The following is a 25,305-nucleotide window of genomic DNA, read 5'->3' as shown; positions in this document are numbered from 1 at the left end:
CACAACACAAATTTACGCTGTGTTTTTATGCTTTCATTTACATCTTTTCGCCTTAATTCGCATATCAAACAGCAGTTTTCATTGTTGAAACCCTTGTATTTCAGCCAATTTTGAGGAAAACTTCCATTATATCTACCATAAATTATTGTTTTTGTTATTAAGAACTTTAAATTTGTTTTAATGCCGAAGAAACCAAGTGACATTCTGTTTCAGCTGATCCGCTCTTTAGAAAAGGCGGAGAAAAGGCATTTTAAGCTCTATATCACCCGCAGTTCTGGAAATGAGGACCTTAAGATTATCAAACTCTTTGATATTCTTGATAAGATGAGCACTTATGATGAAGCGGTGTTGCTGAAAAAAATGAAGAATGTTACAAAACCGCAGCTGGCTAATCTGAAATCCCACCTATACAAGGAAGTACTAGCCAGTCTTCGGCTACTGAAAAGCAATGATAGCCTTGACCTTCAGCTGAATGAGCTATTCGATACGGCCCATATTCTTTATAAAAAGGGTTTATTTTTCCAAAGCCTTCGGGCTATAGACAAGGCCAAGGAGGTAGCTCGTAATAATCAGAAGTATTTCTTTTTACCCCTCATTCTATCGCTGGAAAAACGTATTGAGGCTTTGAACGTAACTGATACCTTCAAGAGCCGCATAGAAGCGCTTTCCGAAGAGGCTAACGAAGCCAACCAAAAGGTAGATATGATTACCCGTCTGTCTAATCTGTCATTGCAGATGTACGGCTTCTTTATCGCCAATGGTCACGCGCGGAATGAGGAGGAAGAGAACAAGGTGAAGAAGTTTTTCAGACAGTCGCTGCCTACGGGTTCTGCCGAGCAAAAGGGTTTCTACGAGCGGCTGTATTATTATCAAAGCTATACTTGGTATGCGTTTATACGTCAGGACTTTTTGATGTACTATCGTTATGCCCAGAAATGGGTGGATCTGTTTAAGGAAATGCCCAACATGCAGCGCGTGGAAACTGGCCACTTTATTCGGGGCTACCACAGCTTACTGAATGCGCATTTCGACCTCCGAAATTACCGCGAGCTAAGCCGTGTGCTGAAAGAGTTTGAAGCATTTTCACAAACGAAACGTGTGCAAGACAATGAAAATTTTACGGTTCAATCCTTTGTATATATTGCCAGCGCCAAAATTAATTTTTACAATATTACGGGGCTTTGCGAGCAAGGCCTCAAGGTGATTCCGGAAATTGAGCAGAAGCTGAAAGAGTATGAGCTTTTCCTCGACAAGCACCGCATTATGGTAATTACGTACAAAATTGCCATGTTGTACTACCTGTCGGGGGATTATAGTACCAGTATTGATTATTTGCAGCGGATTATCAACGATTCTTCCGATTTACGTACCGATTTGCAATGTTATTCGCGACTGATGCACCTGCTGGCGCATTATGAGTTGGGCAATCTGGAGCTGATGGATTCACTCACGCGCTCGGTATTTCGTTATATGTCGCGCATGAAGAACCTCACCGTTATAGAAGAGGAGATGTTCCGGTTCCTGCGCAACTCCTTCAAGTTTTCGACCCGTCAGTTGAGACCGGAATTTGAAAACTTTCTCCAAAAAGTAAAACACCTGGAGGGCGACCGCTTCCAGACGCGTTCCTTTGCTTATTTGGACATTATTTCATGGCTGGAAAGTAAAGTGGAAGGACGGCCCATGCGTGATGTCATTCATGACAAATACAAGAAAAGTAAGCGTAGCCTGGACCCGTCCGAAGAAACACCTTAACTAGAGCGTTATAACCCTTTTTTCCGCACTGCTCTTTAAAGCTGCTTCAATAATACGCATGGTAAGCACGGCCTGCGATGCCGGAACCGGATTGGGTGCTCCGTTTACCAGCGCTTGGTATACATCCTCATAATAATCCATGTAATTACCCATGGTAGAGCGGGTTTCTTTGCGTACGGGCTCTCCGTTGATTATTGTATGTAGTATACCATCATGTCCTTGCGGGGTAGGAATCCAGGTGCCCAACGAAGGAACCTCGTCGGCCATTAGGCGGGCTTCTTGCAGGTCAGAGCGTTGTTGCATGAACGTACCGTTTTCTCCTTGTAGAATATAAGCATAGTACTGTTCACGTGCAAATACAGTTCCTTTGATTCTTACCCTGAAAGGTCGCGGATAGTACAACAATACTTCGAAGTAATCGTTGGCAATCATGTCTTTCCGCATGGTGAATACATCGGCAAACACGGCTTCAGGAAATCCAAACAGTTGAATGGCCTGATCAATTAAATGGGCTCCTAAATCGTGCAGGTTGCCGGCGCCGGGTTTATCGCCCTCTTTATGATCCTTACCGCTATGTCCGGGACGATAGCGGTCATAGCGAAGTTCGGCTTCTTTTAGCTCGCCTAGAAGATTTTCGCTCACTACGTCTTTCAGCGCTTTAAAGTCGCCGTCGTATCTACGGTTTTGATATACGCTTAGAAAAAGGTTTTTTTCTTTTGCCAGATCATCCAGTATTTGTGCTTCCTCTGCTGTTACGGTAAAGGGCTTTTCAACAATCACATGCTTTCCTGCGTTTAGGGCGGCTTTGGCATATTCGAAATGCGTCTGCACCGGTGTATTTACCACAATGAGTTCAATATCCTTATCGGCCAGTAGCTCCTCGAAAGAGCGATACAGTTTGGAATCAGGGTATTTTGCCCGCGACTCATCGCGGTGCCTTTCCACAATAGCGCTTAGGTTAAATAAAGGATGCGCGTGTATAAAGGGAGCATGAAAAATCTTACCACTCATACCGTATGAGCAAATACCTGTATTGATGATTCTGTTATTGAGCATGATATAATATTATAATAATTGACAGGAAATTGTAGAAATAGCCGATTATTAACAGGAAATTTTATTTACCCGATTAGCATGGCGACCTCCTTCGAAAGCTGTTTTAATGAAAACATCAATCATTTCTTCAGCAACGCTTTCCGACACGAACCGGGCAGGAATACAAATGACATTAGCATTGTTGTGTTTTCTGGCAAGGGCGGCAATTTCTTCGTCCCAGCAGAGTGCGGCCCTAATTTCCTGATGCTTATTAGCAGTAATAGCAACGCCATTCCCACTGCCGCAAAGCAGAATACCAAATGAAAAAGCCCCACTAGCTACAGCTTCGGCAACAGGATGTGCAAAGTCGGGATAATCGGCAGATTCCGCCGAATGTGTTCCAAAATCCTTAAAGGCCAAGCTCTTGCCCTCCAGATATGAGATCACAAATTCTTTCATCTCAAACCCTGCATGGTCCGAGCCTATGGCAATGGGTTTCGTAAGATCCAATGTTGTTTCCATTACATGTGGTTTTAGCTCCATTCTTCAATGGATTCAGCGTTTGCTGCTGCTTTTTTCTCTCCGCGGGCGGCCAGAGAAATGCTGATTTCAAAAAGCATATATAACGGCATAGCCACTACGGCAAGACTGAAGGGGTCGGTAGTGGGAGTAATAATGGCCGCTGCTATCAAAATTACAACAAATGCATGACGTCTGTATCGGCGGAGTGTTTTGGAGGTGATGATGCCCGCTCTTGACAAAAGCAGGATTAGTAAAGGCAATTGAAATAGCAAGCCTATACCCACTGTAGTATAGAGCAGGTTTTCCAGATAATCTGAAAATGTAGGGCGGATATCAATCATCTCACTCAGCTTATAGTTAAAATAGAAATTAACCATAAGCGGTGTTAGAATAAAATATCCGAAAGCTACCCCTAAGAAGAACAGTACCGAAACCCAAAAGATGATGCCGCGGGTCTGGCGCTTTTCCGTATCGGATAAAGCGGGTTTCACAAACTGCCATAACTCCCAAAATACATAGGGAAATGCTAGGATAAACCCACCGATGAAGGCTACCGTAAACGATGCAATAAACTGTCCGGTTAGTGTTGTTTCCTGAAATCGAATGGGTGTATCATTATTAAAACAAAGCGCTTCGCCCACACCTACTGCATGGCCGGTACGACATAACCATTCGATGGAGACAAAGCTGGGCTTAGTAGGCCCGAATACGATATCGTCTACAAAAAAATCGGCAAACACAAACACCATAACGGCACATATCACTACGGCAATAATCGAACGTATTAAGTGCCAGCGCAGTACTTCCAGATGGTCTACAAAAGACATTTCATCATTGCCGTTGCTCCGTTTATTAAAAAAGTCCATCAAAGCCATAGTACGCAAAAATAAGTACGCAAAGATGCGGTATAATTACCGATTTGGGATGAAGTAGTGATATTTTTTGCCCCAAAGGAAGTTTTGGGGCAATTGGTGAGGGGAATGATGGCTTATCGGATATGTTATAATACCCTATTTCAGCTTTTTAAGCTTGACCATTTCAATTCTGGTGTGGGTTACTTCCAGAATATCGAACTCATAGTCGTCGATAATAATACGTTCTTTCTGATTCGGGATGGTTTCGTGATGGGAGATGATATAACCCGAAAGAGTTTCGGTTTCGTGTCCTTCGAATTTGAGATTGTATTTTTTTTCCAGATAATCCAGCTCTAATCGCCCGGAAAAAATGTATTCTCCTTCTCCTACTTCCTTTTCTACAAACTTGTCGGTATCATACTCATCTCTTATATCACCGAAAATCTCTTCCAGCACATCCTCCATGGTAATAATACCTGCAGTACCTCCAAATTCGTCCACCACCCATGCAATGCTTTTGGCTTCATTACTGAATTTGTAAATGAGGTCTACCGCATTCATGCTTTGGGGAACCGCAATAATATCTATTAGGATACTTCTAATATCTGTGGGTTTTTTGAAAAGGTCCAGTTGATGTACGTATCCAAGAATATTATCGATAGAGTCTTCGTAAATGATGATACGGGTGCGCTTAGTTTCTGCAAACTTCTGAACCAGCTCGTTGATAGGAGTTTTTACATCTACTCCAATAATCTCCTTACGAGGTACCATGGACTGCCTGATTTTTATATTAGGCAGTTCCTGGGCGTTTTCAAGCAGTTGGGCACTGGTATCTGCCTTGGTATTATCCTTCATGCCGTCGGAGAAGACAAAGCGCAATTCGTTTTTGCCCAAAGGGGATTGGTTTTTATCCAGTCTTACATTGAATACATATTTTAAAATCCAATTGGATAGATGAAATAAACCGCGTACAAAAGGAGCAAACAGCGAAAAGAAAAGGTTCATTATAAAGGAGAATCCGCTTAAAAGAGCATCACTTTTGGCACGGAACAGCGCTCTCGGAAAGAACTCGGCTATGATTAATACGATCAACGCGTTCAGCAGTATTTCCAATACGATTTGTGTGCCTCGTGAGTAAATGTGCAACTTTTGCCAAAGTGGCTGAGTAACTTCTGCAGTAAGTAATACAAAAATGGTTAAGGCAATAATGTAACCTACTATTGCCACACCTAGGAATACGGCAGGCGCGTCGATAAAACGACCCAGACGTAAGCCTGCGGCGGTTTCCTGCTTACGTTTTAACTCTATGTTTAATCTGCTTGCGCTGTAAAAAGCCATTTCTATCCCCGCAAAGAACATCATAAACAGTAGCGCTGCAAGCCAGGCAATAAGGGTTCCGTCCATGTCCTAAAGATACAAAAGGGGTTTTATATTAAAATCCAGCTCTCATAAATTATTAAAGACGAAAGGAACTGTCTTTTGCAACCATTATTTGTTCAGAAATTCACTAACTAGTTTTTCCGCTTCTTCACAAGCTTCTTGTAAATCGTCGTTTACAACTATATGATCGAAATGATGGCTGAAAGACATTTCATATTCGGCCTTATTGATACGGGTTTGTAAAGATTCTTCAGTTTCTGTACCGCGACTGGCCAGCCTACGTGCTAGCTCTCTTACGGATGGAGGCTCAATAAAAATCGATAGGGTACTGTCAGGATATTGTTGCTGGATGTGGATAGCGCCTTTAACATCAATATCCAAAAGCGGACATTTTTTTTCTTTCCAGAGGCGTACTAATTCTGTTTTCAAGGTACCGTAATATTTGCCTTCGTACACCATTTCCCACTCCACAAATTCGCCGCTTTGTATTTTTTGCTTAAATGCGTCTATGCTGATGAAGTAATAGTCTTTACCGTCCACTTCATTTTCGCGCGGGCTGCGTGTAGTGGCAGATATAGAAAAAGACAACTGCGGAAAGCGTTCCAGCAGATATCGGGTAATGGATGTTTTACCAGCTCCGGAAGGAGCCGTTATAATGATGATTTTTTTATTAGCAGAAGCCATAGCACAAATTACGGTATTTGCACCCGGAGTAAAAAATTTGAATAATGGGTTTTTCTGAAAACAAGTCGTTACCCGGTTTTTGAAATTGATTATAAAATCTCTTCCACACTTTTGCGGATATTTTCAGACATCTTATAGGTGGGTAGATCGTTTTCGTCATTGCCAAATGGGTCTTCAATTTCTTCGGCAATCAGCTCGAGGCTGGTCATCACATAAGCAATCACTACCACCACCGGAATTACCCAGTAGCCCAACTGAAATACATAACCCCAAGGCAATGTAAGCAGATAGATTAGAATAAACCTTTTAATAAACACTCCGTATGAGGACGGAATGGGTGTATTTTTAATGCGCTCGCAAGCACCACAGATGTCGGTAAACGATTGCAATTCATTGTTTAAAAACAATAATACTTCGCCGCTGATCTTTCCATCTCGATACAGCTTTTTTACATTCTCATAAATTAAACCTGCTACCTGATTGGGAACATGTTTCTCTGTATCGATAGATTGGATAACCTTTCGAGTTTGTGCATCTTCATCAAAGAGCATTATGCGGGTACGTTCTTTCTGCAGATGTTGATGCAATGCTAATGCATATCCCGGGATGAGTGTTTTGAATAATGTTCTTTCTTCTTTTTCATCTTCTTTTAATACAACGGATAGTTTCAGCGCTAGATTCCGGGAATTGTTCATCAATGCACCCCACAGTTTTCGGCCTTCCCACCAGCGGTCATACGCGGTATTCGTTCTAAATACCAGCACTAGCGAAATAGCGAAGCCCAGCAACGAATGCATGATGGGAATATTTTTCAGCACACTTTTATCTAACTCCGACAGTTTCCAATACTCCAGCTCCAAGTACGCAATGAAAAAAGAATAAATGGCTATTACAAGCAGGATCCACCATAGTTTTCGCAATACATCGGCTCTGGTTACTCTGAACAAAGTATGTAGCCAGTCCTTGGTATTGTAGTAACGCATGTAAAAATGGATTTGTATTAATAATACCTGCTTTGTTTTTATATCCTCTTAATATCCGCTCCTAAAGCTTGTAATCTGGTGTCAATATATTGGTACCCGCGATCAATTTGTTCAATATTCTGAATAGTGCTTTTGCCTTCGGCGCTTAATGCGGCAATCAGCAAAGCCACACCCGCTCTGATGTCGGGGCTACTCATGGTAATGCCTCTGAGCTGTGTTTCGCGTTCCAGTCCGATAACAACAGCACGATGCGGGTCGCAAAGAATGATTTGTGCCCCCATTTCTATTAGCTTATCTACAAAAAACAGGCGGCTTTCAAACATTTTTTGATGGATAAGTACACTGCCTCGTGCTTGAATGGCTGTTACGAGTACAATGCTTAGAAGATCTGGTGTAAAGCCCGGCCAAGGATGATCGTAAATGGTAAGTACACTGCCATCGAGGTGGCGCTGAATGGTATATAGCTCCTGAGAGGGAATGTAAATATCATCTCCTCTAAACTCCATTTCAATACCCAGTTGACGGAATTTTTCGGGAATGATACCTAAATCGTTAATGCTCGCATTTTTGATAGTGATTTCGCTTTGCGTCATTGCGGCCAGGCCAATGAAAGAACCCACTTCAATCATGTCGGGAAGCATGGTGTGCTCGGTACCATGAAGATAATCGACGCCTTCAATAGTAAGTAGGTTACTGCCAATACCGCTGATTTTAGCACCCATGCGGTTCAACATTTTGCATAGCTGTTGTACATAAGGTTCGCAAGCAGCATTGTAAATAGTAGTAGTACCCTTGGCCATAGTAGCTGCCATAACAATATTGGCAGTTCCTGTTACCGAAGGTTCGTCTAATAACATGTAGGTTCCCTTTAGTTCATCGGCGGTAAGATGAAAGAAGCCGTCCTCAGCATTATAGTTGAACTGTGTACCCAGTTTCTGAAATCCGATGACATGTGTGTCCAATCTTCTACGGCCGATTTTATCACCACCTGGTTTGGGGATAAATGCTTTTTTATAACGTGCCAGCAGTGCGCCAGCCAGCATAACACTACCGCGTAATCGTCCGCTTTTCTTTTTGAATTCGGGACTATGTAGATAATCGATGTTTACTTCATCAGCCTGGAATTTACAGGTGCTTCTGTTTACACGATTTACTTTCACGTTCATATCGGAAAGCAGTTCTATCAGCAGGTTCACGTCCAGTATATCGGGGATGTTATGAATCGTTACTTCCTCCGGAGTGAGCAGTACTGCACTAATAATCTGCAATGCCTCGTTTTTTGCACCCTGAGGAACAATGGTTCCTTTCAGTCGATTTCCTCCATTTACTTCAAAAACGCTCATCGGTGTTTATTATTTGGTATCGAAAACGAAGATAATAGAAGATGTTATAATCCCTATATCTTCTTTAAATATTTATAGCACTTCAAACGAAGGTCTGAGCATTATGTATAATAAGGACTAATCAAGATGTATACCAATACTCCGGTAATGGCTACATACAACCACAGAGGCCAAGTAATACGTGCGATTTTTTTATGGCGTGGATATTCTCCTATAAGCCCACGATAAGCTGTATATAAAATAAATGGAAGAATAATTCCGGCTAAAGGAATATGTGTGAAAAGAATGATGTAATAGAATGTTTTTATGGCTCCGGTACCTCCAAATTTAGTGTCGCCGGCTAGCAGGTGATGACAAATATAGCTTACCAAAAACAAGATGGACAATACCATCGCCCACATCATAATTTTTTTGTGTAAGGCATAATTTCTTTTTTTAACGGCAATTAATGCGGCAATAAGTAGGATAGTCACCGCAGAATTGATGACAGCGTTAATTTGTGCAAAGATGTGAACATCAAAACCTACATTTACATTAAGCTGAACACGACCTAAAGCAGCAACCACCAGAAACACAATTATCGAAAAACTTATAATAAGCCAATTGGCTTTTGTATCATTTTTTTTCCAAGTAGGAGTTAGCATTACTCTTGTTTTTAAATAATATCATAAATAGGCCTACTGCAACAGCTGCTATAACAAAAAAGATAGCTAATGATTTTACAGGAAGACCACTCTTTTTATTACTATCTTTCTCAAGTGTAAGTAATACTGCATCGCGGGATAAGCGTTTCAGGTCTTTTTCTTCCAAACCATGATAATAACCCCGAATATGACGATTGCCGTCGATGAGTACAAAATGATCGGTATGGATGAAAGCGGTATCAACGCCCTTGCCATCTACTATACCCAGTTTGAAATCATTAAGCGCAAGGTCGTAGATAATTTGTTTATCGCCGGTGAGTAAATCCCATTGCTCGGGATTTACTTGAAAACGATCTGCCCATTTTTTCAATTGGGGTACCGAATCTCTTTCTGGATCAACGGAGAAAGATAAAAAACGGATGTTATAATTGGTTTTATCGCCCACTCTTGAAGCATTGGTAATAGCAGATGCTAACTCCTTCATGTTGGAGGTAAGTTTGGGACAAATAGTAGGGCAGTGTGTAAAAAAGAAGTCTGCGATAATTACTTTACCTTCATAATCGCTCAATTTTACTTCTTTCCCCAGTTGATTCGTAAGCGTAAAGTCTGGTATTTTGTGCCAGATGGTATCTTCAATTAGTTTTCCGTTTTCTAGGCGGGTTACCGTACTATCGGGCATATAGTAACGAGGCATGGATAGCGATTCGCTGCTATAATGTTTGACGATAAAGTAACAAACCAACGGTAATAAAGAAGCCAATAAAACTGCGTATAGTCCTCTTTTGCTCAATTTTATTATGATTTAATTTTATCCAATGTTTTGACAACATAGAATAAAAAGGTGCTGCAAAATTCGTAAAATAAAGGATAGGCTGTGCTTTTTTTATTTTTGTAAGACAACAAGCATCGTCTTGCCCGGTTATTCGTATATTGCCACATTCTGAACATATTAACGAATGATAAAACAGATTGTTCTCTGTTCATTTTATTAATTATTGCTTAAATTTTTTTTATGCGTCTTACATTGAAATATATACTGCCTGCCACAGCGCTAATGGGCAGTCTCTACGCTTGTAATGGCAAATCTTCGGCTGATCAAACGAAGCCTGATGCGGAATTACCCAATTTACCTCCTGTGGAAACCAATCCGCCTAATACAGATTATAAACCGGCCTTCGAAGGACAAACTCGAGCTCCCGGCATGAAAACAACCACTGAGTTGGATATACAGATTTTAACAGAAGATCTGGTAAATCCTTGGGGTATTGCGGTATTGCCCGACGGAAGATTACTTATTACAGAAAATGGCGGTACCATGCGTATTGCTACAACTAAAGGAGAACTTTCTGCTCCTATTGTAGGATTACCACCTGTAAATTCAAACGGACAGGGAGGTTTGCTGGGATTGACCATCGATCCTGATTTTAGTAACAACCGCATGGTGTATTGGTGTTTTTCGGAAGATATTGATGGCGGAACTCTTACGGCGGTAGCCAAGGGTCGTTTATCTGATGATGAAAAAACAATAGAGAACCCTGTAGTGATTTATCGTGCTACACCGGCTTTTGCAGGTACTTTACATTATGGCGGCAGAATATTGTTTGATAAGGACGGCAATCTCTTTGTTAGTACCGGTGAAAGATCCGATCTGAAAACAAGACCTAAAGCGCAGGATTTGAGCACAGGGTTGGGCAAAATTGTACGTATCACGAAAGAGGGTAAGCCTGTAGCAGACAATCCTTTTATCAATACACCCAATGCCATGCCCGAAAACTACAGCTATGGTCATCGTAATGTTCAAGGCTTGGCCATACATCCTGTAACGGGCGATTTATGGAACTGTGAATTTGGTCCCCGAGGTGGCGATGAAATTAATCGCATTGAGCCGGGCAAGAATTACGGATGGCCTACCATTACTTATGGTATTGAGTACTCTGGAGAGGCTATAAATAACGGGCTTACGCAAAAAGAAGGAATGGAACAGCCTGTATATTACTGGGATCCGGTGGTATCGCCCAGCGGTATGACCTTCTATAGCGGCGATCTGATACCGGAGTGGAAGAACAACTTGTTTATCGGTTGTTTGAGTGGCTCTCATATTCTGCGACTGGATATCCGAGATAATAAAGTAGTAGGAGAAGAAAGATTACTCACCGGCCAGCAACAACGTTTCAGAGATGTTCAGCAAGGAAAAGACGGAGCCTTGTATGCTGTATGTGATGGAGCACATGGTCGTCTTTATCGCATCGGCAAGAAATAACTACACATCCTACTGTTAGCATCCACATAAGCTGCATCGAGACAACGAGCGCCTGTAAAGATGCAGCTTATCAATCTTCTTAAATCGCTATTTTCGCGCAAAATCATACGGATATAAGTCAGGCATCTAAAATATTAGTAACCGGAGGAACCGGTTTTTTGGGAGCCTATATTCTTAAAGAATTGGTTCAACAAGGCTATAACGTTCGAGCGATAAAGCGTTCGTCGTCTCGACTACCTTTTTTTATAGATGCCGAAGTTCTCCGCAAAGTAGAGTGGGTAGAGGGTGATATTCTGGATGTGATTTCTTTAGCAGATGCGATGGAGGGTGTCGATACCGTAATCCATTGTGCAGCGATTGTTTCGTTTCACCACTCTGATCGTTCCCAAATGTATCGAGTGAATGTAGAAGGTACAAAGAATGTGGTAAATGTTGCGCTGGAGCAGCAAGTGCAGCGCTTTGTATACATCAGTTCTGTTGCTGCTATCGGGCGCAAAATAACTGGTACCGTAGTAGATGAATCCGCCAAATGGGAAAATAATAAGGCCAACACGCACTATGCCATAAGTAAGTTTTATGCAGAACTGGAAGTATGGCGAGGGTTTTCCGAAGGATTGCAAGGAGTGATCTTAAATCCGGCTACTGTATTGGGATATGGTGATTGGAATCAAGGCAGCTGTGGCCTTTTCAAAAGCGCCTACAACGAATTTAAATGGTATAGCAGAGGTGTGAATGGCTTTGCGGATGTAGAAGACGTAGCCCGGGCCACTGTAGCTTTAATGGAGAGTGATATTACGGACGAACGGTTTATTATATGTAATGACAATTGGCCATTTAGAAAATTGTTTGACACAATGGCTGATTGCTTCGGGAAAAAACGACCATCGAAAGAGGCAACTCCTTTTCTAGCTGGTCTGGCGTGGAGACTGGAAAAGGTAAAATCAATAGTTACCGGAAAAAAACCATTACTAACAAAAGAAAGTGCAAAGGTTGCCAACAGCTTCACAAGATTTAGCAATGAGAAACTATTAAAAGCGCTGCCCGGTTTCAGTTATCGTCCTTTGGAGGAAACCATAAAAAGAGCGTGTAAAATGTATATGCAAGCGAAATAAAAAAGCGGCCATTCGGCCGCTTTTTGCTTATGAAAAGCTCTTTTATAAGCCACTAAACGTTATACCAATCGTATAGGGGCGCAACTGCGGTCCTGCTCCAGTTTTGAGCACAGAGGTCAGCTGATAAGTACCAAATAAGCTGAGATGTCCGTATCCCACACGAGCAGTTCCTACAATACGAGTTGTGTTGAAGTATTGTTTGTTAGCCTCTTTCAGGAGGTAGTTGGGATAGGATGTCGGGGTGGTAATACGACTGCGTGTACCCCCTCTTAACATCGTACCCACTTTTACACCTACGGCTGCCTTAAAACTTTTATCTGTGTTTTCGGGATTTGCCGTATAACGAAGTTCGAGAGGAACTTCCAGATAAGTAGTTACCACCTTAGTTTTCTTAATACTTACATTGGCGGTATCTAAAAATCTCATGGTGCTTGTTCTTCCTTTTACGTCTGCAAAAACATCATCCAGGAAAACATGATCCGAACCAACACCTAACCCAATGGCTGCACTTAGTTTGGGAGAAGATTTGAACGGGAAGTCAAACATGAAATAAACATTCACACTGCGGGAAAAACCTCTTGTAGGAATACTATCAGGGGTATTTGCCCAATTGGTATATCCCAACTGAACCATAAAGTGATCGCTGGCTCGGTTGCTAAGATTGTATTTTTTCTTTGGTTTTTTTGCAGGCTTGTTTACTTCAAGAGTTGTCTTTTCGGTTGTATCTCTCAACTGAACAGACTGTGCAGTTTCATCTTGCGCAAACAGACAGGCTGTTATCAATAATGAGAGGGTAGCAAATAGAATTTTCTTCATAATATTATTAAGATTCGCGCAAATATATTTTTATTTCGGTTAAAATTAGGTTAATGCCGCTAAATCATAAAAATTAAACCTCGATAATCTGCTATTATTTCAACGAGCATTGAATACCTCCCTGTAACCACCTTCCGGGCATTACACTCCCTAGAAGATCACTATATTGACGATTAAAGATATTATCTGCTTGGAAGAAAATACCCAGCTTTCTCGGCAGGATATGGTATAAAATGCTTCCGTTCAGTACAAAATAGTCTTTATTTACATAGGCATTAATACCAGCCGCCTCTTGCGGGTTGCGGTTTTTATATAATCCTGTGAAACTAAGTGTAAGATTGCCCACCGTGTATACTGCATTGAAATTGCCCAAGAACTTCGCATGGGAAGAAATATAAAAGGATGGGGCGCTTTCGGTGCTTTTGCTATACAACCATACCATGCCTGCATTCAATGTGAGGTGATGATTTTCTGCAAACTGCTCCAGATATCGGATATCTGTCTCAAAACCGGATGTATTCACTTCTGCAATATTTTTTGCAAGTGCATACATGCCCGAAGGATCCAAATTGTCTTTTCTAGGCATATCTTCGTAAGTGGTGTTTACCCAATCAATCAGCTTGCTATGAAAGCGTTGAAAAAAGGTGGTGGATAATTTCAGGCGCGAATTAAAAAACCAATCAAATCCTGCTTCATAAGTCCAAGCGGTTTCGGGTATTAGCCCTGGATTACCAATGCTACCACTGGTCACAAGAGGTTTATTGTAGTTGCTATATCGTTCTGTAAAGTCTGCATCACGAATAGTACGACCTCCACTGGCTCTAAGCTGTAAGTTTTGAATATGATAAGAAGCATTTAACTGGGGAAGTATTTCTGCGTTATGGCTACCAATCCATTCTATCCGCAAAGATGGCATCAAATTAAATTGCGGACCTATTTTTTGAATGAGGCCTGCGAACGGAGCAGCGGTATTCAAAGAATGATCACCTCTATCGTTGGAAATGATGGATTTATTCTGAAAATTAAATCCTGTAACCAGAGAAGTGTTTTCTCCTAATTTCTGCTGATACAGTAATAAGGCTTGCAGTAATTTGGAAGTATTTTGATTGGGAGATGCGGCACTATTGTAGGCGTAAGTGTCGTCCAGTTTTTTGTATCCTACGTTTAAGCTCAATTCTGAACGATTTTTTTTGTAATGAGCCTGTAATTGATGCCACCAGCTGATTACACGCTCTGTTGCAGTGTCAGAAGCAAAAGTGGTATAAAAGTTTTGTGCAGCAAAGTGGCGACGGTCTAGTGCTGTTCTTGCCGAAAGACGCCAATAATCATTCAACTGATAACCAATACCTGCTGAGGCAGATGTATTATGAAAAAATCCGTTGATACCTCTTTGAGGAACGCCTGTGGAATGATTAGATAAAACACCAGCGTCAATAATCAGACGGTCCTTTTTGTAAAAGCCTCCCACATTGGTGTTCACAAGATGATGAGCACCTGCGCCCACACGTGCGTGTATTGCCTGTGCATTAGCATTAGATGCAGATTGAGCTGTTTTGGTAATGATATTAATGACGCCTCCTACGGCATCTGCACCATATACTGCAGCAGAAGCGCCTTTTAATACCTCGATGCGTTCAATTTGTGCCGGAGTAATGGGAATGTATGCGGTAAAATGTCCTGTATTGGGATCATTGATACGAAGTCCGTCTAAAATAATTAATATCTGCTGAAAGGTTCCTCCGCGAAGGCTGATATCGCTTTGTGCACCTTGTGGACCGCGCGATTGTACTTCTATACCAGGTAGATATCGCAACAGTTCATCAAGTGAATGTACTGGCAAAGAAGCTATACTTTCTCCAGAGAGGATAGTGATGTTGCGTCCGGTTTCCGAACTTCTTTTTTCAATAAGAGAAGAGGTAATGGTAACCGGGTCTAGTGTTTGTTCCTGTGCATAAAGCCCTTTGAATAAAATACATCCAATCAGTGTAATCCATACTTTTTTCATGTGCTGTTTTGTTATGAGGGTTGTAAAAAATAAAAAGGCTGAAAGCGACTGTACAGCCACTTTCAGCCTTCGTGAGTATATAAAATCGTTAATACTGACTATCGTTTCACAATCAGTTTTTTTTCTGCAAACCACAGGAGCCAGTAATGCCAATTGTAAGGATGGAGGATTCGTTGGCTCTTCGGGTGCTTCTACAACGTCTGTTTTTAAATCAATAGTAATGCCCTTGGTGGTGGTAGCAATAGTATTTTGCTTACGCAAAAGCGTATCGGCAACGACGCCTTTTACTTTGCCGATGGTAATATGTTTTCCGATGCTATGGAATGCCGCATACGATTTGCGTCTCCAACCTCTAAAGCGTAATGATGGTGATTGTATTTTTTTCTTTGAAAACATGAGGCAGCGCAAATTTATAGTTCTTCCATAGGATCCCAGAAATATTTTTTAAAATGTATTACCTTATTATTTTTTACAACGATGCCTTCTTTTTCTAGTAGCTCCTGCATCAGAGTGGGTGTTTTAAAAGCATGCCTACCTGATAGAACTCCACTACTATTTACGACGCGGTGTGCGGGAACTTTGGGTGCTGCATTACTGCAGTTGCTTAATGCCCATCCTACCATGCGTGCGGATTTTTCCATGCCAAGGCTTTGAGCAATAGCACCGTAAGAAGTAACCCTTCCTTTAGGTATTTGCCGTACAATTTCAAAGACCAGTTGAGAAAAATTATGGTCCTTTTTTCCGGAGGGTGTAATGCTTGGTAATTTACTGTTCGGGGTTTTTATTTTTCTGTTTTCTTTCATTAAGCAAGAGGGTTCTTCTAGGTTCAGGAACAGCTTTATAATCGTATGGGCAATGCAGACATCCATTGCCACAACAATAGCCGCGGCGTAAATGATAGAGTTCGGTAAATACTACCTGCCCCTTATCATTGATGTAAGTATACTCATCCTTCATTGAGCTCATATCTGATGGCTTCTTTAAGTTGTAGGTCCATTTCTGTGCCGGCCAATTGCTCGGGCAATGAAAAGCATAGGTAATGTACCCGGTTGCTTTGTGCAATATCCAGCGACTCGTAATAAGTTTTAATCTTCAGCTCTTCGCTTCGTTCTTGCCATTGATACAGATCGTCAACATCGGTATGTGTAATGCACTGATACATGTTTAACACCTCTTTGGTAAACCGATATAAATTAGGACTGTCGGTTTTCAGGTGAATCTTCCCGCCCGGTTTCAGAATCTGCTTATATATTCTTAAAAAGCGAGGATGGGTCAATCTTTTCTTTGCTCTTGAATAACGGAGCTGAGGATCAGGAAAAGTAATCCATATTTCCTCTACTTCGTTAGGAGCAAAGAATTGCGCTAGTTGTTCTATTTGTACTCTTAAAAAAGCTACATTATTCAGGTTCTCAGCCAGCGCTTTTTTAGCCCCTACCCACAAACGGTTTCCCTTGATATCTACGCCAATAGTATTGATGGTGGGATTTAATCGGGCCAGCCCTAAAGCATATTCGCCTTTACCACAAGCCAATTCCAATACTATAGGATTGGAATTATTAAAATGTTTATTCCAGTTTCCTGCCATATTTTCAGGGAACTGTAAAACGTTTGGAAATGTTTTTAACTCTGCGAATCTAATTAGTTTTTTATGAGCCATCCTTTTATATTATTGCACTTATCATTGAGATGCCGCCAAAGTTAAGGTGTTGGCAAAAGAACTTCAACCAAAGTTTTGTTTGCTGCTTCGAACTGTGTCCAATCGTCGCAGTGGGCCTTGATGACGGCTATGCCTGCAGGAGGGAGTATTACAGAATATGAATGGGTTACACTACAACTGAAATGTGTCACACCGGGATTATGGCCCACAATGGCAAGGGTTTGCACTTCATCCTGAACGTGGTAAAGGGTTTCCACAATGTGGGAAGCATCGCTCAGATATAATGAATCGAAGTATTGAATGCGGTCGTCTTCAACCTGATGAATAAGCGCGAATATTTTTGATGTTTGACGTGTTCTTTCAGCAGAACTTGAAAAGATTTTTTCAATTTGATAGTTTTTTTCCAACAGCCTCTTTGCCATGTTTTCAACTTCTAGTATTCCCGAACTCGTCAATTTTCTTTTGCTATCTAATTCTCCGAACTTCTTTTTTTCCGCCTTACCATGACGAATAACAATCAATGTTTTCATAAAAATGAAGGCATTTGCTAAAAGATACGCTTCAAATATATCCCATCCAAATTTGTTGTTATCAATTTTTTAAAACATGATGTTGAACAAGTTTTTGATGAATTTAGTAAAACCGATTTTTTTGTATTGAATTTGTTTTATATTTACTGTGATTACTTAACCTTATTCTGTACGAAGCCATGAAAAAAACCACTCACCTCTTTATTGCATGTACTTGCCTTCAACCTAGTTTGAATTGTCAAACTCAATTTCAAAAAAATGCAGCCATTGCTATTACACCGCTGCAACAAATTCTTTCTAAATCATTCGTGCTCGATGAAGAGCGACTGGGTGCTACAGTAAAAGAAGCCCCGCGCTAAAGAGTTGCATATATCATCTCTTGTTCATTCCTTTTGTACTAATTAGTCACTTTTAATTTAAAAGTAGCCATATGAAAAAAGTAATACACGCTGTCGTCGTGTGCATATGCCTTTGTACATTGGTATATGTACAGGGTGTAGTTCTTAACTATACAAGCGAGATATGCCATGAAAACACACAACTTGTTGCAGATATTGTCGTCTGCCTCACATACCCTGTAATATCGGTGGTGACGTAATCGCACGACCTCCCCATTTCTAGTGTTCTTGTCAATTGTTTAACTATTCTAAATGTAATCGTATGAAGCGATCTATGCACGCTATTGTCGTGTGCATTTGCCTTCTTTTTGGAGTTGGCTATGCGCATGCCCAATCTACTACCATTAATGGTGTAGTAACCGATGATAAAAAACAGTTACTTCCAAATGTGTCTGTACTTATTAAAGGTACTAACAACGGCACCGTAACAGATAACAACGGGAAGTTTACCATTAATGCCTCTAAAGGTGATGTACTCGAATTTTCTAGTGTTGGATATAAGGTAACAACTTATACTGTAGGCGATGCTACGGAATTGGATATTGTTCTTATTCCTGAAGTAGAAAATCTGGTAAGTGTTGTTGTGGTGGGATACGGCACGCAGCGAAAAAGAGATTTGACGGGTGCCGTTTCAGTAGTAAATATGAATGACTTGAAAAAGCAGCCCTCCGCCAGCCCCATAGAGGCTTTGCAGGGTAAAGCCACAGGTGTGCAGATTATCAATGATGGTGCACCAGGTGCCACACCACAGATACGTATACGCGGCTTTAGTACCATCAACAATAACGATCCTCTATATATTATTGATGGAATGCCTTATGAAGGTAAACTTAGCTGGCTTAACTCCAATGATATAGAAAGCATGCAGGTATTGAAAGATGCTTCTGCGGCTTCTATCTATGGTGCCCGCGCTAATAATGGGGTGGTTATTATCACTACGAAGAAAGGAACTAAAGGAGCACCCAAAGTTTCCCTTGATATGTATTATGGTATGCAAAGCCCCAACAGAAGCCGATTTCCTAAATTTCTAAATCCGCAACAGTATGCAGAATATGTATACAAGCGTTTTAAAAATGCAGGAGAAACTCCTGGCACCCTTGAAACTACAGGCTCTAATTATGGTACGGATCCCAATAACCCTACACTACCCGACTATCTGTTGGCAGGCAGCAAAACCGGGCAGCTAATTACTCCGGAAGATGCCGACCCTTCCAAATACAACTATGTTATGGATCAAAGCCAGTTTTATCAAATCACTCGGGCCAATAAAGAAGGTACCAACTGGTTTAGAGAAATCACCCGGAATGCGCCTATGCAAAATTATCAGCTTAGTGTACAGGGAGGGGGCGAAAACTCCACCTATGCCATCAGTGGAAGTTACTTTAAACAGGATGGAACCTTTAAGTATACAGGTTTCGAAAGATATACGGTACGAAGCAATACCAGCTTTACATTTCTGAATAACCGTGTTACTATTGGCGAAAACATGCAATACTCTTTTACTAAAGGAGTGGGCTTTGGAGTAAATGTAAATACTGCCGGCTCCTACCAGGGAGAAGGGTCGCCAATAGGATGGGCTTATAGAATTCAAACCATTATTCCTGTGTATGACATTAAAGGCAATTTTGCAGGTACACGTGGAGATAAACTGGGAAATGCTGATAATCCACTGGCCGTATTGTATCGTGCAAAGGACAACGTGGGTAAAAGTGGACAGTTTTTTGGAAGTGCCTTTGCTGATGTTAAGCTATGGGAAGGTTTAAACTTTAGAACTACTTATGGTATTCGATATGAAACATATAATGGAATATCCATTGAGTATCCTAATCCTGAGCGCTCGGAAGGAAGTTTTACCAACAATAAGCTTACCGAAACTCATGGCTATAACTCTGAGTGGACCTGGACCAATACATTAACTTATAAAAAATTGTTCAACAATCTGCATAATCTCACGCTCCTCGCAGGTACAGAAGCTGTGGAATCGGACTGGCGTGAGCTGCGAGGAAATGGTAGCGACTTTTTTATTGCAGGAGATTTGAACTATTATTATCTGAATACTGCTGCAACTACCAATGCAGGAAGCCAAGGATCAATTGGTGCATTATTCTCCATATTTGGTCGAGCAGATTATGGTTTTGCAGATAAATATTTGGTTTCCGCAACCTTACGTCGTGACGGCTCTTCCAACTTTGGAGCGAACAATCGCTATGGTGTTTTTCCCGCGGGGAGCGTAGCCTGGCGTTTGTCCAAAGAAAACTTTATGCAATCCGTTTCATGGGTGAAAGATCTTAAATTGAGAGCAGGATTTGGCGTTACGGGTAACCAACGTATTCCCACATTCCAGTACCTGCGTCGTTATGCATCTTCCATCAACAGTTCTTTCTATCCTATTACAGGTGGTGATTTGGCTAGTGGATTATGGACCAGTAATTATGATAATCCCGACATTAAATGGGAAGAGCTGAAATCGTTAAACGTAGGATTGGATTTTACGCTCTTTGGTAATAAAATTGATGGTGCTATAGACTGGTTCAATCGTAAAACCACCGGTGTGCTATATCCGGTACCCCAACCTTCGGCAGCGGTGGGAACAGGAAGTTCGCCATATATCAACTCCGGTACTATTCAAAACAAAGGATTTGAAGTGTCTCTGAATTATCACTATATGGGTAATGGCGGAGACGATGCCTTTCAATTTGATATTGGCGCTTTCTTCTCAAAATATACCAATAACATTATTGAGCTGGCACCTACTGTAAAAGAACAGCCTTATTTGACCCTCAGAGGTGTAACCACTTCTGTATTGAAAGCGGGGGCTCCACTAGGTGCTTTTTATGGATATAAAGTAATAGGGCTTTATAAAAGCGAAGAGGAAATTGTCAATAGTCCCTCCTATGACGGAGCTCGTGTGGGTGGATTTAAATTTGCTGATGTATCGGGCCCGGATGGAAAGCCAGATGGTGTAATTGATGGATTTGACCGTACTGTTATCGGTAACCCACATCCAGACTTCATTTATTCCTTAAACTTTAATGCTTCTTACAAGCGTTTTGATATAAGCATGTTCTTTAACGGATCGCAGGGAAATGATCTGTTTGACTTAACCCGTCAGTATACCGACTTTTATGCTTTCCCCGGAGCGGTTAGTGTTCGAACATTAAATGCATGGGATCCGGTAACCAATCCCAATAGCCAGATGCCTTCGCCTCACTCCAAAGCACCCACTATTGAGTATCAATCATCGAGCTATTATGTACAGGATGGCAGCTTCTTCCGTATGAAAAACTTACAGATTGGTTATACATTTCCTGCTGAGAAAATGTTCAAAGGACGCATTTCTCATCTTCGCTTATATGCAAGCGCAACAAACCTTTTTGTGATTACTTCCTATAGTGGTATGGATCCCGAAGTAAGTCAGTATTCATCCACATTTACCGCGCCCGGTGTAGATATGGGTGTGTATCCCGTTCCCCGCCAGTATTTGCTGGGGCTCAACGTTACTTTTTAATTTATGTGATGCGTTTGCATCATGAGTGTTCAAGGTATAAGATCTGAAAACCACTAAAAAAATTTTGCAATGAAACGATTATTAACATATCTGATACTTTTAGCTGTAGCAGGGGCCTCCTGTGGAAAAAGCTTTTTAGAAAAAAGTCCTCAGGGACAACTTACCGAGGAGCAACTCAATAGCACCAAGGCCGTGGAGTGGTTATTAATAGGTGCTTATGGCCTTATGAATGGAAACCGTGATGGTACCTGGGGTAACTATGCCTCTGCACCTAGTCAGTGGCTTTTTGGAGAAGTGGCTGCAGACAATGCACATAAGGGGAGCGAACTGGGCGACCAGGCCGTCATGCTAGATATAGAAAAGCATATGCCCATTAGCGTAAATGAGCATCTTTCTACCATGTGGAATAATTACTATGAAGGAGTCATCCGTTGCAATACCACCTTACGGCAGTTAAAGGTGCTACAGGAATCAGGCAGTAGCGATGTATTCTCCGAACAACGCGCTAAAGAAATAGAGGCTGAGGCACGCCTACTGAGAGGCCATTATTACTTTTTCCTGTGGCGGGTGTTTAAAAACATTCCTTATATCGATGAGACAATGTCTACTACCGATGCTGCCAAGGTTCCCAACAATATAGATGTGCTACCGAAAATTGAAGAGGATTTCAAATTCGCGGCTCAGACATTAACCGCTCAAAAACCTAAAAACGAAGTGGGAAGAGTGGACGGTATTGCAGCGAAGGCATACCTTGGAAAACTGTATTTGTATCAAAAAAATTTTTCCGAAGCTCTCACTTTGTTCAAAGATGTCATTGACGCCCGACCTGATCTGGAAACGCTACCATTCCTGAACAATTTTGATGTAAAAACCGAAAACGGTCCCGAGTCTATTTTGGCGGTACAGCATGTCATCAACCCTGATGGTTCAGGAGATAACGGCAATGTGGGCGATATGCTGGGGGGCTTATACGGCTCCGCACCTGTAGCTTGTTGCGGATTCTTTAATCCCAGTTTCGACCTGGTAAATGCTTACAAAGTAACGTCTGATGGATTGCCCATGCTGGATAATTCTTATCGGAACAATCCGTATAAGTCAGATTTTGGTCTTTCGGGAAATGATAAGCTGAATTATCAGTTGAATCAATCTATTGCTTTTGATCCTCGGGTGGACTATACAGTAGGCCGCAGAGGCGTTCCCTATCACGATTGGGGTATCATGCCCGGCGATGCATGGTTGCGGGACCCTTCGTTTGGTGGCCCCTTTGTAGGATATAAACATATGATTGATAAAGCGGACTTTCCGGGTAATGTGGCCAGTGGCGCAGAACAAATCACTTCGCTCAATGTAAATATCATCCGCTTGGCAGATGTATACTTAATGGCTGCTGAATGTGCTGCAGAAACCAATGACCTGGATTATGCACTCCAGCTCGTGAATAAGGTACGAAACCGTGCCGCTCAATTACCGGTGAAAATGGTAAATGGTAGCCCTGCAGCGGCTTACAAGGTAAATCCTTATCCATCATTCCCGAATAAGGAGTATGCTTTAAATGCTATCCGCTTTGAAAGAAGGCTGGAGCTGGCTCTCGAAGGGCATCGATTCTTTGATTTGGTGCGCTGGGGCATCGCCAAACAGGTGCTGGAGTCTTATTCGCAGTTCGAGGGAAGTCTTATTGCCGTTTACGGTGGGCTGACCTTTGAAGATAGGGATACTTATTTTCCTATCCCGCAGGATCAGATCGACCGCAGCGGTGGCGCATTAATTCAAAATACAGGATATTAATAGCTGTGTTCTTAGTAAAACAAAAATCCACGAGCAATAGACTCGTGGATTTTTTTATGATAACACACAACGAATTAATAGCCTCGTTCGTTTTTGCCTTCCATAAAATTCATGAAAGCTTGGTTCACTACTCGGTTACCACCCGGGGTAGGATAGTTGCCTGTAAAATACCAGTCGCCCAGATTATTGGGACAGGCTTTATGAAGGTCTTCAATGCTTTGGAAAATCACCTGTACAGGAATGTTCAAATCTTTGGGGGTAATCATCTCGGCAATTTTCTGTGAAATCTCTTCTGTAGTGCTACGCTTATAAAGTTGTTTTACCACATTCTCTGTATGTAACAAACCTTTTGCTTTCAGGTCTTTACATTTTTCCCAAAGTTCCTGTAATATGTGTTCTTCACCACGGTCTTTCAATATTTCAACTGCAGCGTTGAAGGCAATGAAATCGCCCAGTTTGCTCATATCGATACCGTAACAATCCGGATAGCGGATCTGTGGTGCTGAAGAAAGGATGATAATTTTTTTCGGCTGAAGACGGGCCAGCATCTTGATGATGCTTTGTTTGAGTGTAGTACCACGTACAATGGAGTCATCGATTACTACAATTGTATCAATGCCGGGTCGAACGGTTCCGTAGGTCACATCGTATACGTGCTGTACCATTTCGTTACGGCTGGCGTCTTCGGTAATAAAGGTTCGCATTTTTACATCCTTAATAGCAATTTTGCCTACCCGGATGCGCCTATTGATCATTTCGCTTAGCTTCTCTTCATCGAAGTCTTTACCCCAGCTTAAAATGCGCTCGATTTTTACTTTATTGAGATACATCTGCATTCCCTTCTGTAGGCCTAGAAAAGCCACTTCGGCAGTATTGGGAATGTATGAGAAGATGGTATTTTTTAAATCAAAATCGATGGCCTTCAATACCTGTTCGCTCAGGTTAAAGCCCAATGCTTTTCTTTCTTTATAAATTTTTTCATCGCTACCGCGTGAAAAATAAATGCGTTCAAAGCTACAGGCTTTGCGCTCTTTAGGCTCTGTTACTTCCGAAACTTCGTACTGACCGTCTTCATATACGATTAATGCGTTGGCTGGCATCAATTCTTTTACCTCGTTTTCGCCCACATTGAAGGTGGTGCGAATAGCTGCTCGCTCAGAGGCTGCAACGATTACATCATCGTCAATATAATAATAGCAGGGTCTGATACCGTGCGGATCTCTGAACACAAATCCTACGCCGTCTCCGGTAATACCTCCTACCACAAATCCTCCGTCGAATTGTGGGATTACATCCTTTAATAACTGTTTGATATCGGGTTTGGCTGGTGATTGTTCATCCGCTTCCACTAATCGTTTGTGCACGATTTCCATCATGGCGGCCAAGTCGCTTTGTTTCTGGAAGGGACCCGGTTCTATTCCCAGTTTCTGGAACAGCTCTTCGGTATTCACCAAATTAAAATTACCCGCCAATGCAAGGTTGCGGGTAGTAATGGTGTGTCTTTTTATAAAAGGATGACAAAACGCTACATTATTTTTTCCCTGAGTGCCATAGCGCAGATGTCCCAACAACAGCTCTCCCAGAAACTTCACATGCCCTTTCATCAGGCCAGGATGGTTCACAATATCAGGATTGTACTTAGCGAGCTCGTTTACTTCTTCTGCGATGGTTTGGAATAGAAGGGAAATGGCCTGTGGTTCAGCGCTTCTGATGCGATGCATGAAGGGATGTCCGGGCTCCACATTCAGCTTAACAGCAGCTATCCCTGCCCCGTCCTGACCTCGGTTATGCTGTTTTTCCATAAGAAGGTACAGCTTGTTAAGCCCCCACATTACTGTACCATATTTCTTTAAATAATGGGAAAATGGTTTTCGCAGTCGGATAAATGCTAAACCACACTCGTGTTTAATTGGATCGCTCATAAATTGGAAAAGAGATGCAAATTTACGAGAATAGTTCCGAATGAAGTGTGAATATAACTGCTCTTACAGAATAAACTTTTGCAATTGAAGCAAAAATGACGATAATCGACTATTT

Annotated in this window: 22 protein-coding genes; 6 read left to right on the top strand and 16 right to left on the bottom strand. The window is 41.7% G+C overall.

The genetic code is table 11. From position 1 onward, the window contains the following. The first annotated feature begins 180 nt into the window (after positions 1-180). The gene (locus PIECOFPK_RS02455) at positions 181-1,752 is read left to right on the top strand and encodes a hypothetical protein (RefSeq protein ID WP_330974768.1); all 1,572 of its coding nucleotides are present in this window, start codon (positions 181-183) and stop codon (positions 1,750-1,752) included. Here PIECOFPK_RS02455 and PIECOFPK_RS02450 read toward each other — a convergent pair whose 3' ends face one another. The 9 genes from PIECOFPK_RS02450 to PIECOFPK_RS02410 all read right to left on the bottom strand — a co-directional run bounded on the left by PIECOFPK_RS02450 (position 1,753) and on the right by PIECOFPK_RS02410 (position 9,987). Beyond that, positions 1,753-2,808, bottom strand: a complete 1,056-nt coding sequence (locus tag PIECOFPK_RS02450) for a Gfo/Idh/MocA family oxidoreductase (protein WP_330974767.1) — start codon at positions 2,806-2,808, stop codon at positions 1,753-1,755. 48 nt (positions 2,809-2,856) lie between these two features. Next, complete coding sequence (rpiB, locus tag PIECOFPK_RS02445) at positions 2,857-3,309, bottom strand: ribose 5-phosphate isomerase B (RefSeq protein WP_330974766.1); 453 nt, start codon at positions 3,307-3,309, stop codon at positions 2,857-2,859. A gap of 11 nt (positions 3,310-3,320) precedes the next feature. Beyond that, positions 3,321-4,184, bottom strand: a complete 864-nt coding sequence (gene tatC / locus PIECOFPK_RS02440; RefSeq protein ID WP_330974765.1) for a twin-arginine translocase subunit TatC — start codon at positions 4,182-4,184, stop codon at positions 3,321-3,323. Between the two features lie 135 nt (positions 4,185-4,319). Continuing rightward, the gene (locus tag PIECOFPK_RS02435) at positions 4,320-5,567 is read right to left on the bottom strand and encodes a hemolysin family protein (RefSeq protein WP_409966434.1); all 1,248 of its coding nucleotides are present in this window, start codon (positions 5,565-5,567) and stop codon (positions 4,320-4,322) included. An 84-nt stretch (positions 5,568-5,651) separates the two neighbouring features. Then, positions 5,652-6,227, bottom strand: a complete 576-nt coding sequence (gmk, locus tag PIECOFPK_RS02430) for a guanylate kinase (RefSeq protein WP_330974763.1) — start codon at positions 6,225-6,227, stop codon at positions 5,652-5,654. An 89-nt stretch (positions 6,228-6,316) separates the two neighbouring features. Next, entirely contained in the window at positions 6,317-7,210 is an 894-nt protein-coding gene (locus PIECOFPK_RS02425) for a bestrophin family protein (RefSeq protein WP_330974762.1), read from the bottom strand. 38 nt (positions 7,211-7,248) lie between these two features. Next, the gene (gene murA, locus PIECOFPK_RS02420) at positions 7,249-8,553 is read right to left on the bottom strand and encodes a UDP-N-acetylglucosamine 1-carboxyvinyltransferase (RefSeq protein ID WP_409966433.1); all 1,305 of its coding nucleotides are present in this window, start codon (positions 8,551-8,553) and stop codon (positions 7,249-7,251) included. A 101-nt stretch (positions 8,554-8,654) separates the two neighbouring features. Next, positions 8,655-9,197: a DUF420 domain-containing protein gene (locus PIECOFPK_RS02415; protein ID WP_409966432.1), complete on the bottom strand. Its 543-nt coding sequence runs from the start codon at positions 9,195-9,197 to the stop codon at positions 8,655-8,657. Next, positions 9,169-9,987, bottom strand: a complete 819-nt coding sequence (locus PIECOFPK_RS02410) for an SCO family protein (protein ID WP_330974759.1) — start codon at positions 9,985-9,987, stop codon at positions 9,169-9,171. Before PIECOFPK_RS02410 ends, PIECOFPK_RS02415 begins: the two co-directional genes overlap by 29 nt. A 222-nt stretch (positions 9,988-10,209) precedes the next feature. On the opposite strand from PIECOFPK_RS02410, the gene PIECOFPK_RS02405 reads away from it, so the two are divergent. Both PIECOFPK_RS02405 and PIECOFPK_RS02400 read left to right on the top strand, forming a co-directional pair. Beyond that, positions 10,210-11,457 carry a PQQ-dependent sugar dehydrogenase gene (locus PIECOFPK_RS02405; protein ID WP_409966431.1) on the top strand — a complete coding sequence of 416 codons (1,248 nt, stop codon included), beginning with the start codon at positions 10,210-10,212 and terminating at the stop codon, positions 11,455-11,457. An 83-nt stretch (positions 11,458-11,540) separates the two neighbouring features. After that, the gene (locus tag PIECOFPK_RS02400) at positions 11,541-12,569 is read left to right on the top strand and encodes an SDR family NAD(P)-dependent oxidoreductase (RefSeq protein ID WP_409966807.1); all 1,029 of its coding nucleotides are present in this window, start codon (positions 11,541-11,543) and stop codon (positions 12,567-12,569) included. Between the two features lie 42 nt (positions 12,570-12,611). Here PIECOFPK_RS02400 and PIECOFPK_RS02395 read toward each other — a convergent pair whose 3' ends face one another. From PIECOFPK_RS02395 to PIECOFPK_RS02370, 6 genes are all read right to left on the bottom strand, one after another. Then, entirely contained in the window at positions 12,612-13,385 is a 774-nt protein-coding gene (locus PIECOFPK_RS02395; RefSeq protein ID WP_330974757.1) for an outer membrane beta-barrel protein, read from the bottom strand. Positions 13,386-13,479: 94 nt separating this feature from the next. After that, positions 13,480-15,786 (bottom strand): TonB-dependent receptor plug domain-containing protein, encoded by a 2,307-nt coding sequence (locus PIECOFPK_RS02390; protein WP_409966430.1) that lies wholly within the window; start codon positions 15,784-15,786, stop codon positions 13,480-13,482. Between the two features lie 14 nt (positions 15,787-15,800). Then, on the bottom strand, positions 15,801-16,193 hold the full coding sequence (locus PIECOFPK_RS02385; RefSeq protein WP_330974755.1) for an MGMT family protein: 393 nt from the start codon (positions 16,191-16,193) through the stop codon (positions 15,801-15,803). Continuing rightward, positions 16,156-16,356 carry a DUF5522 domain-containing protein gene (locus PIECOFPK_RS02380; protein ID WP_330974754.1) on the bottom strand — a complete coding sequence of 67 codons (201 nt, stop codon included), beginning with the start codon at positions 16,354-16,356 and terminating at the stop codon, positions 16,156-16,158. Before PIECOFPK_RS02380 ends, PIECOFPK_RS02385 begins: the two co-directional genes overlap by 38 nt. After that, positions 16,337-17,047, bottom strand: coding sequence for a tRNA (guanosine(46)-N7)-methyltransferase TrmB (trmB, locus tag PIECOFPK_RS02375; RefSeq protein WP_330974753.1), 711 nt, complete (start codon positions 17,045-17,047; stop codon positions 16,337-16,339). Before trmB ends, PIECOFPK_RS02380 begins: the two co-directional genes overlap by 20 nt. Positions 17,048-17,088: 41 nt before the next feature. Then, positions 17,089-17,577: a SixA phosphatase family protein gene (locus PIECOFPK_RS02370; protein ID WP_330974752.1), complete on the bottom strand. Its 489-nt coding sequence runs from the start codon at positions 17,575-17,577 to the stop codon at positions 17,089-17,091. A gap of 179 nt (positions 17,578-17,756) precedes the next feature. Between PIECOFPK_RS02370 and PIECOFPK_RS02365 the strand changes: the two genes are divergently transcribed. From PIECOFPK_RS02365 to PIECOFPK_RS02355, 3 genes are all read left to right on the top strand, one after another. Next, a complete protein-coding gene (locus PIECOFPK_RS02365) occupies positions 17,757-17,936 on the top strand; it encodes a hypothetical protein (protein WP_330974751.1) in 180 nt (59 codons plus the stop codon). A gap of 301 nt (positions 17,937-18,237) precedes the next feature. After that, positions 18,238-21,483, top strand: a complete 3,246-nt coding sequence (locus tag PIECOFPK_RS02360) for a SusC/RagA family TonB-linked outer membrane protein (protein ID WP_409966429.1) — start codon at positions 18,238-18,240, stop codon at positions 21,481-21,483. 69 nt (positions 21,484-21,552) lie between these two features. Beyond that, a complete protein-coding gene (locus PIECOFPK_RS02355) occupies positions 21,553-23,268 on the top strand; it encodes a RagB/SusD family nutrient uptake outer membrane protein (RefSeq protein ID WP_330974749.1) in 1,716 nt (571 codons plus the stop codon). Positions 23,269-23,342: 74 nt separating this feature from the next. Here the strand turns inward: PIECOFPK_RS02355 and PIECOFPK_RS02350 are convergent, their stop codons facing one another. After that, positions 23,343-25,190: an amidophosphoribosyltransferase gene (locus PIECOFPK_RS02350; RefSeq protein WP_330974748.1), complete on the bottom strand. Its 1,848-nt coding sequence runs from the start codon at positions 25,188-25,190 to the stop codon at positions 23,343-23,345. Positions 25,191-25,305: the final 115 nt, after the last annotated feature.

Source organism: Chitinophagaceae bacterium C216 (genome assembly GCA_028485475.2).
Classification (GTDB): domain Bacteria; phylum Bacteroidota; class Bacteroidia; order Chitinophagales; family Chitinophagaceae; genus Niabella; species Niabella composti.
The sequence above is the reverse complement of the archived record's forward strand: the minus strand, read 5'-3'. Positions and strand labels throughout refer to the sequence as shown.

Excerpts from the sequence above, each read along its gene's own strand:
- PIECOFPK_RS02455 (WP_330974768.1), top strand. The coding sequence starts at position 181 with ATGCCGAAGAAACCAAGTGACATTCTGTTTCAGCTGATCCGCTCTTTA.
- PIECOFPK_RS02450 (WP_330974767.1), bottom strand. The coding sequence starts at position 2,808 with ATGCTCAATAACAGAATCATCAATACAGGTATTTGCTCATACGGTATG.
- rpiB (WP_330974766.1), bottom strand. The coding sequence starts at position 3,309 with ATGGAAACAACATTGGATCTTACGAAACCCATTGCCATAGGCTCGGAC.
- tatC (WP_330974765.1), bottom strand. The coding sequence starts at position 4,184 with ATGGCTTTGATGGACTTTTTTAATAAACGGAGCAACGGCAATGATGAA.
- PIECOFPK_RS02435 (WP_409966434.1), bottom strand. The coding sequence starts at position 5,567 with ATGGACGGAACCCTTATTGCCTGGCTTGCAGCGCTACTGTTTATGATG.
- gmk (WP_330974763.1), bottom strand. The coding sequence starts at position 6,227 with ATGGCTTCTGCTAATAAAAAAATCATCATTATAACGGCTCCTTCCGGA.
- PIECOFPK_RS02425 (WP_330974762.1), bottom strand. The coding sequence starts at position 7,210 with ATGCGTTACTACAATACCAAGGACTGGCTACATACTTTGTTCAGAGTA.
- murA (WP_409966433.1), bottom strand. The coding sequence starts at position 8,553 with ATGAGCGTTTTTGAAGTAAATGGAGGAAATCGACTGAAAGGAACCATT.
- PIECOFPK_RS02415 (WP_409966432.1), bottom strand. The coding sequence starts at position 9,197 with ATGCTAACTCCTACTTGGAAAAAAAATGATACAAAAGCCAATTGGCTT.
- PIECOFPK_RS02405 (WP_409966431.1), top strand. The coding sequence starts at position 10,210 with ATGCGTCTTACATTGAAATATATACTGCCTGCCACAGCGCTAATGGGC.
- PIECOFPK_RS02395 (WP_330974757.1), bottom strand. The coding sequence starts at position 13,385 with ATGAAGAAAATTCTATTTGCTACCCTCTCATTATTGATAACAGCCTGT.
- PIECOFPK_RS02390 (WP_409966430.1), bottom strand. The coding sequence starts at position 15,786 with ATGTTTTCAAAGAAAAAAATACAATCACCATCATTACGCTTTAGAGGT.
- PIECOFPK_RS02385 (WP_330974755.1), bottom strand. The coding sequence starts at position 16,193 with ATGAAAGAAAACAGAAAAATAAAAACCCCGAACAGTAAATTACCAAGC.
- PIECOFPK_RS02380 (WP_330974754.1), bottom strand. The coding sequence starts at position 16,356 with ATGAGCTCAATGAAGGATGAGTATACTTACATCAATGATAAGGGGCAG.
- trmB (WP_330974753.1), bottom strand. The coding sequence starts at position 17,047 with ATGGCTCATAAAAAACTAATTAGATTCGCAGAGTTAAAAACATTTCCA.
- PIECOFPK_RS02370 (WP_330974752.1), bottom strand. The coding sequence starts at position 17,577 with ATGAAAACATTGATTGTTATTCGTCATGGTAAGGCGGAAAAAAAGAAG.
- PIECOFPK_RS02365 (WP_330974751.1), top strand. The coding sequence starts at position 17,757 with ATGAAAAAAACCACTCACCTCTTTATTGCATGTACTTGCCTTCAACCT.
- PIECOFPK_RS02360 (WP_409966429.1), top strand. The coding sequence starts at position 18,238 with ATGAAGCGATCTATGCACGCTATTGTCGTGTGCATTTGCCTTCTTTTT.
- PIECOFPK_RS02355 (WP_330974749.1), top strand. The coding sequence starts at position 21,553 with ATGAAACGATTATTAACATATCTGATACTTTTAGCTGTAGCAGGGGCC.
- PIECOFPK_RS02350 (WP_330974748.1), bottom strand. The coding sequence starts at position 25,190 with ATGAGCGATCCAATTAAACACGAGTGTGGTTTAGCATTTATCCGACTG.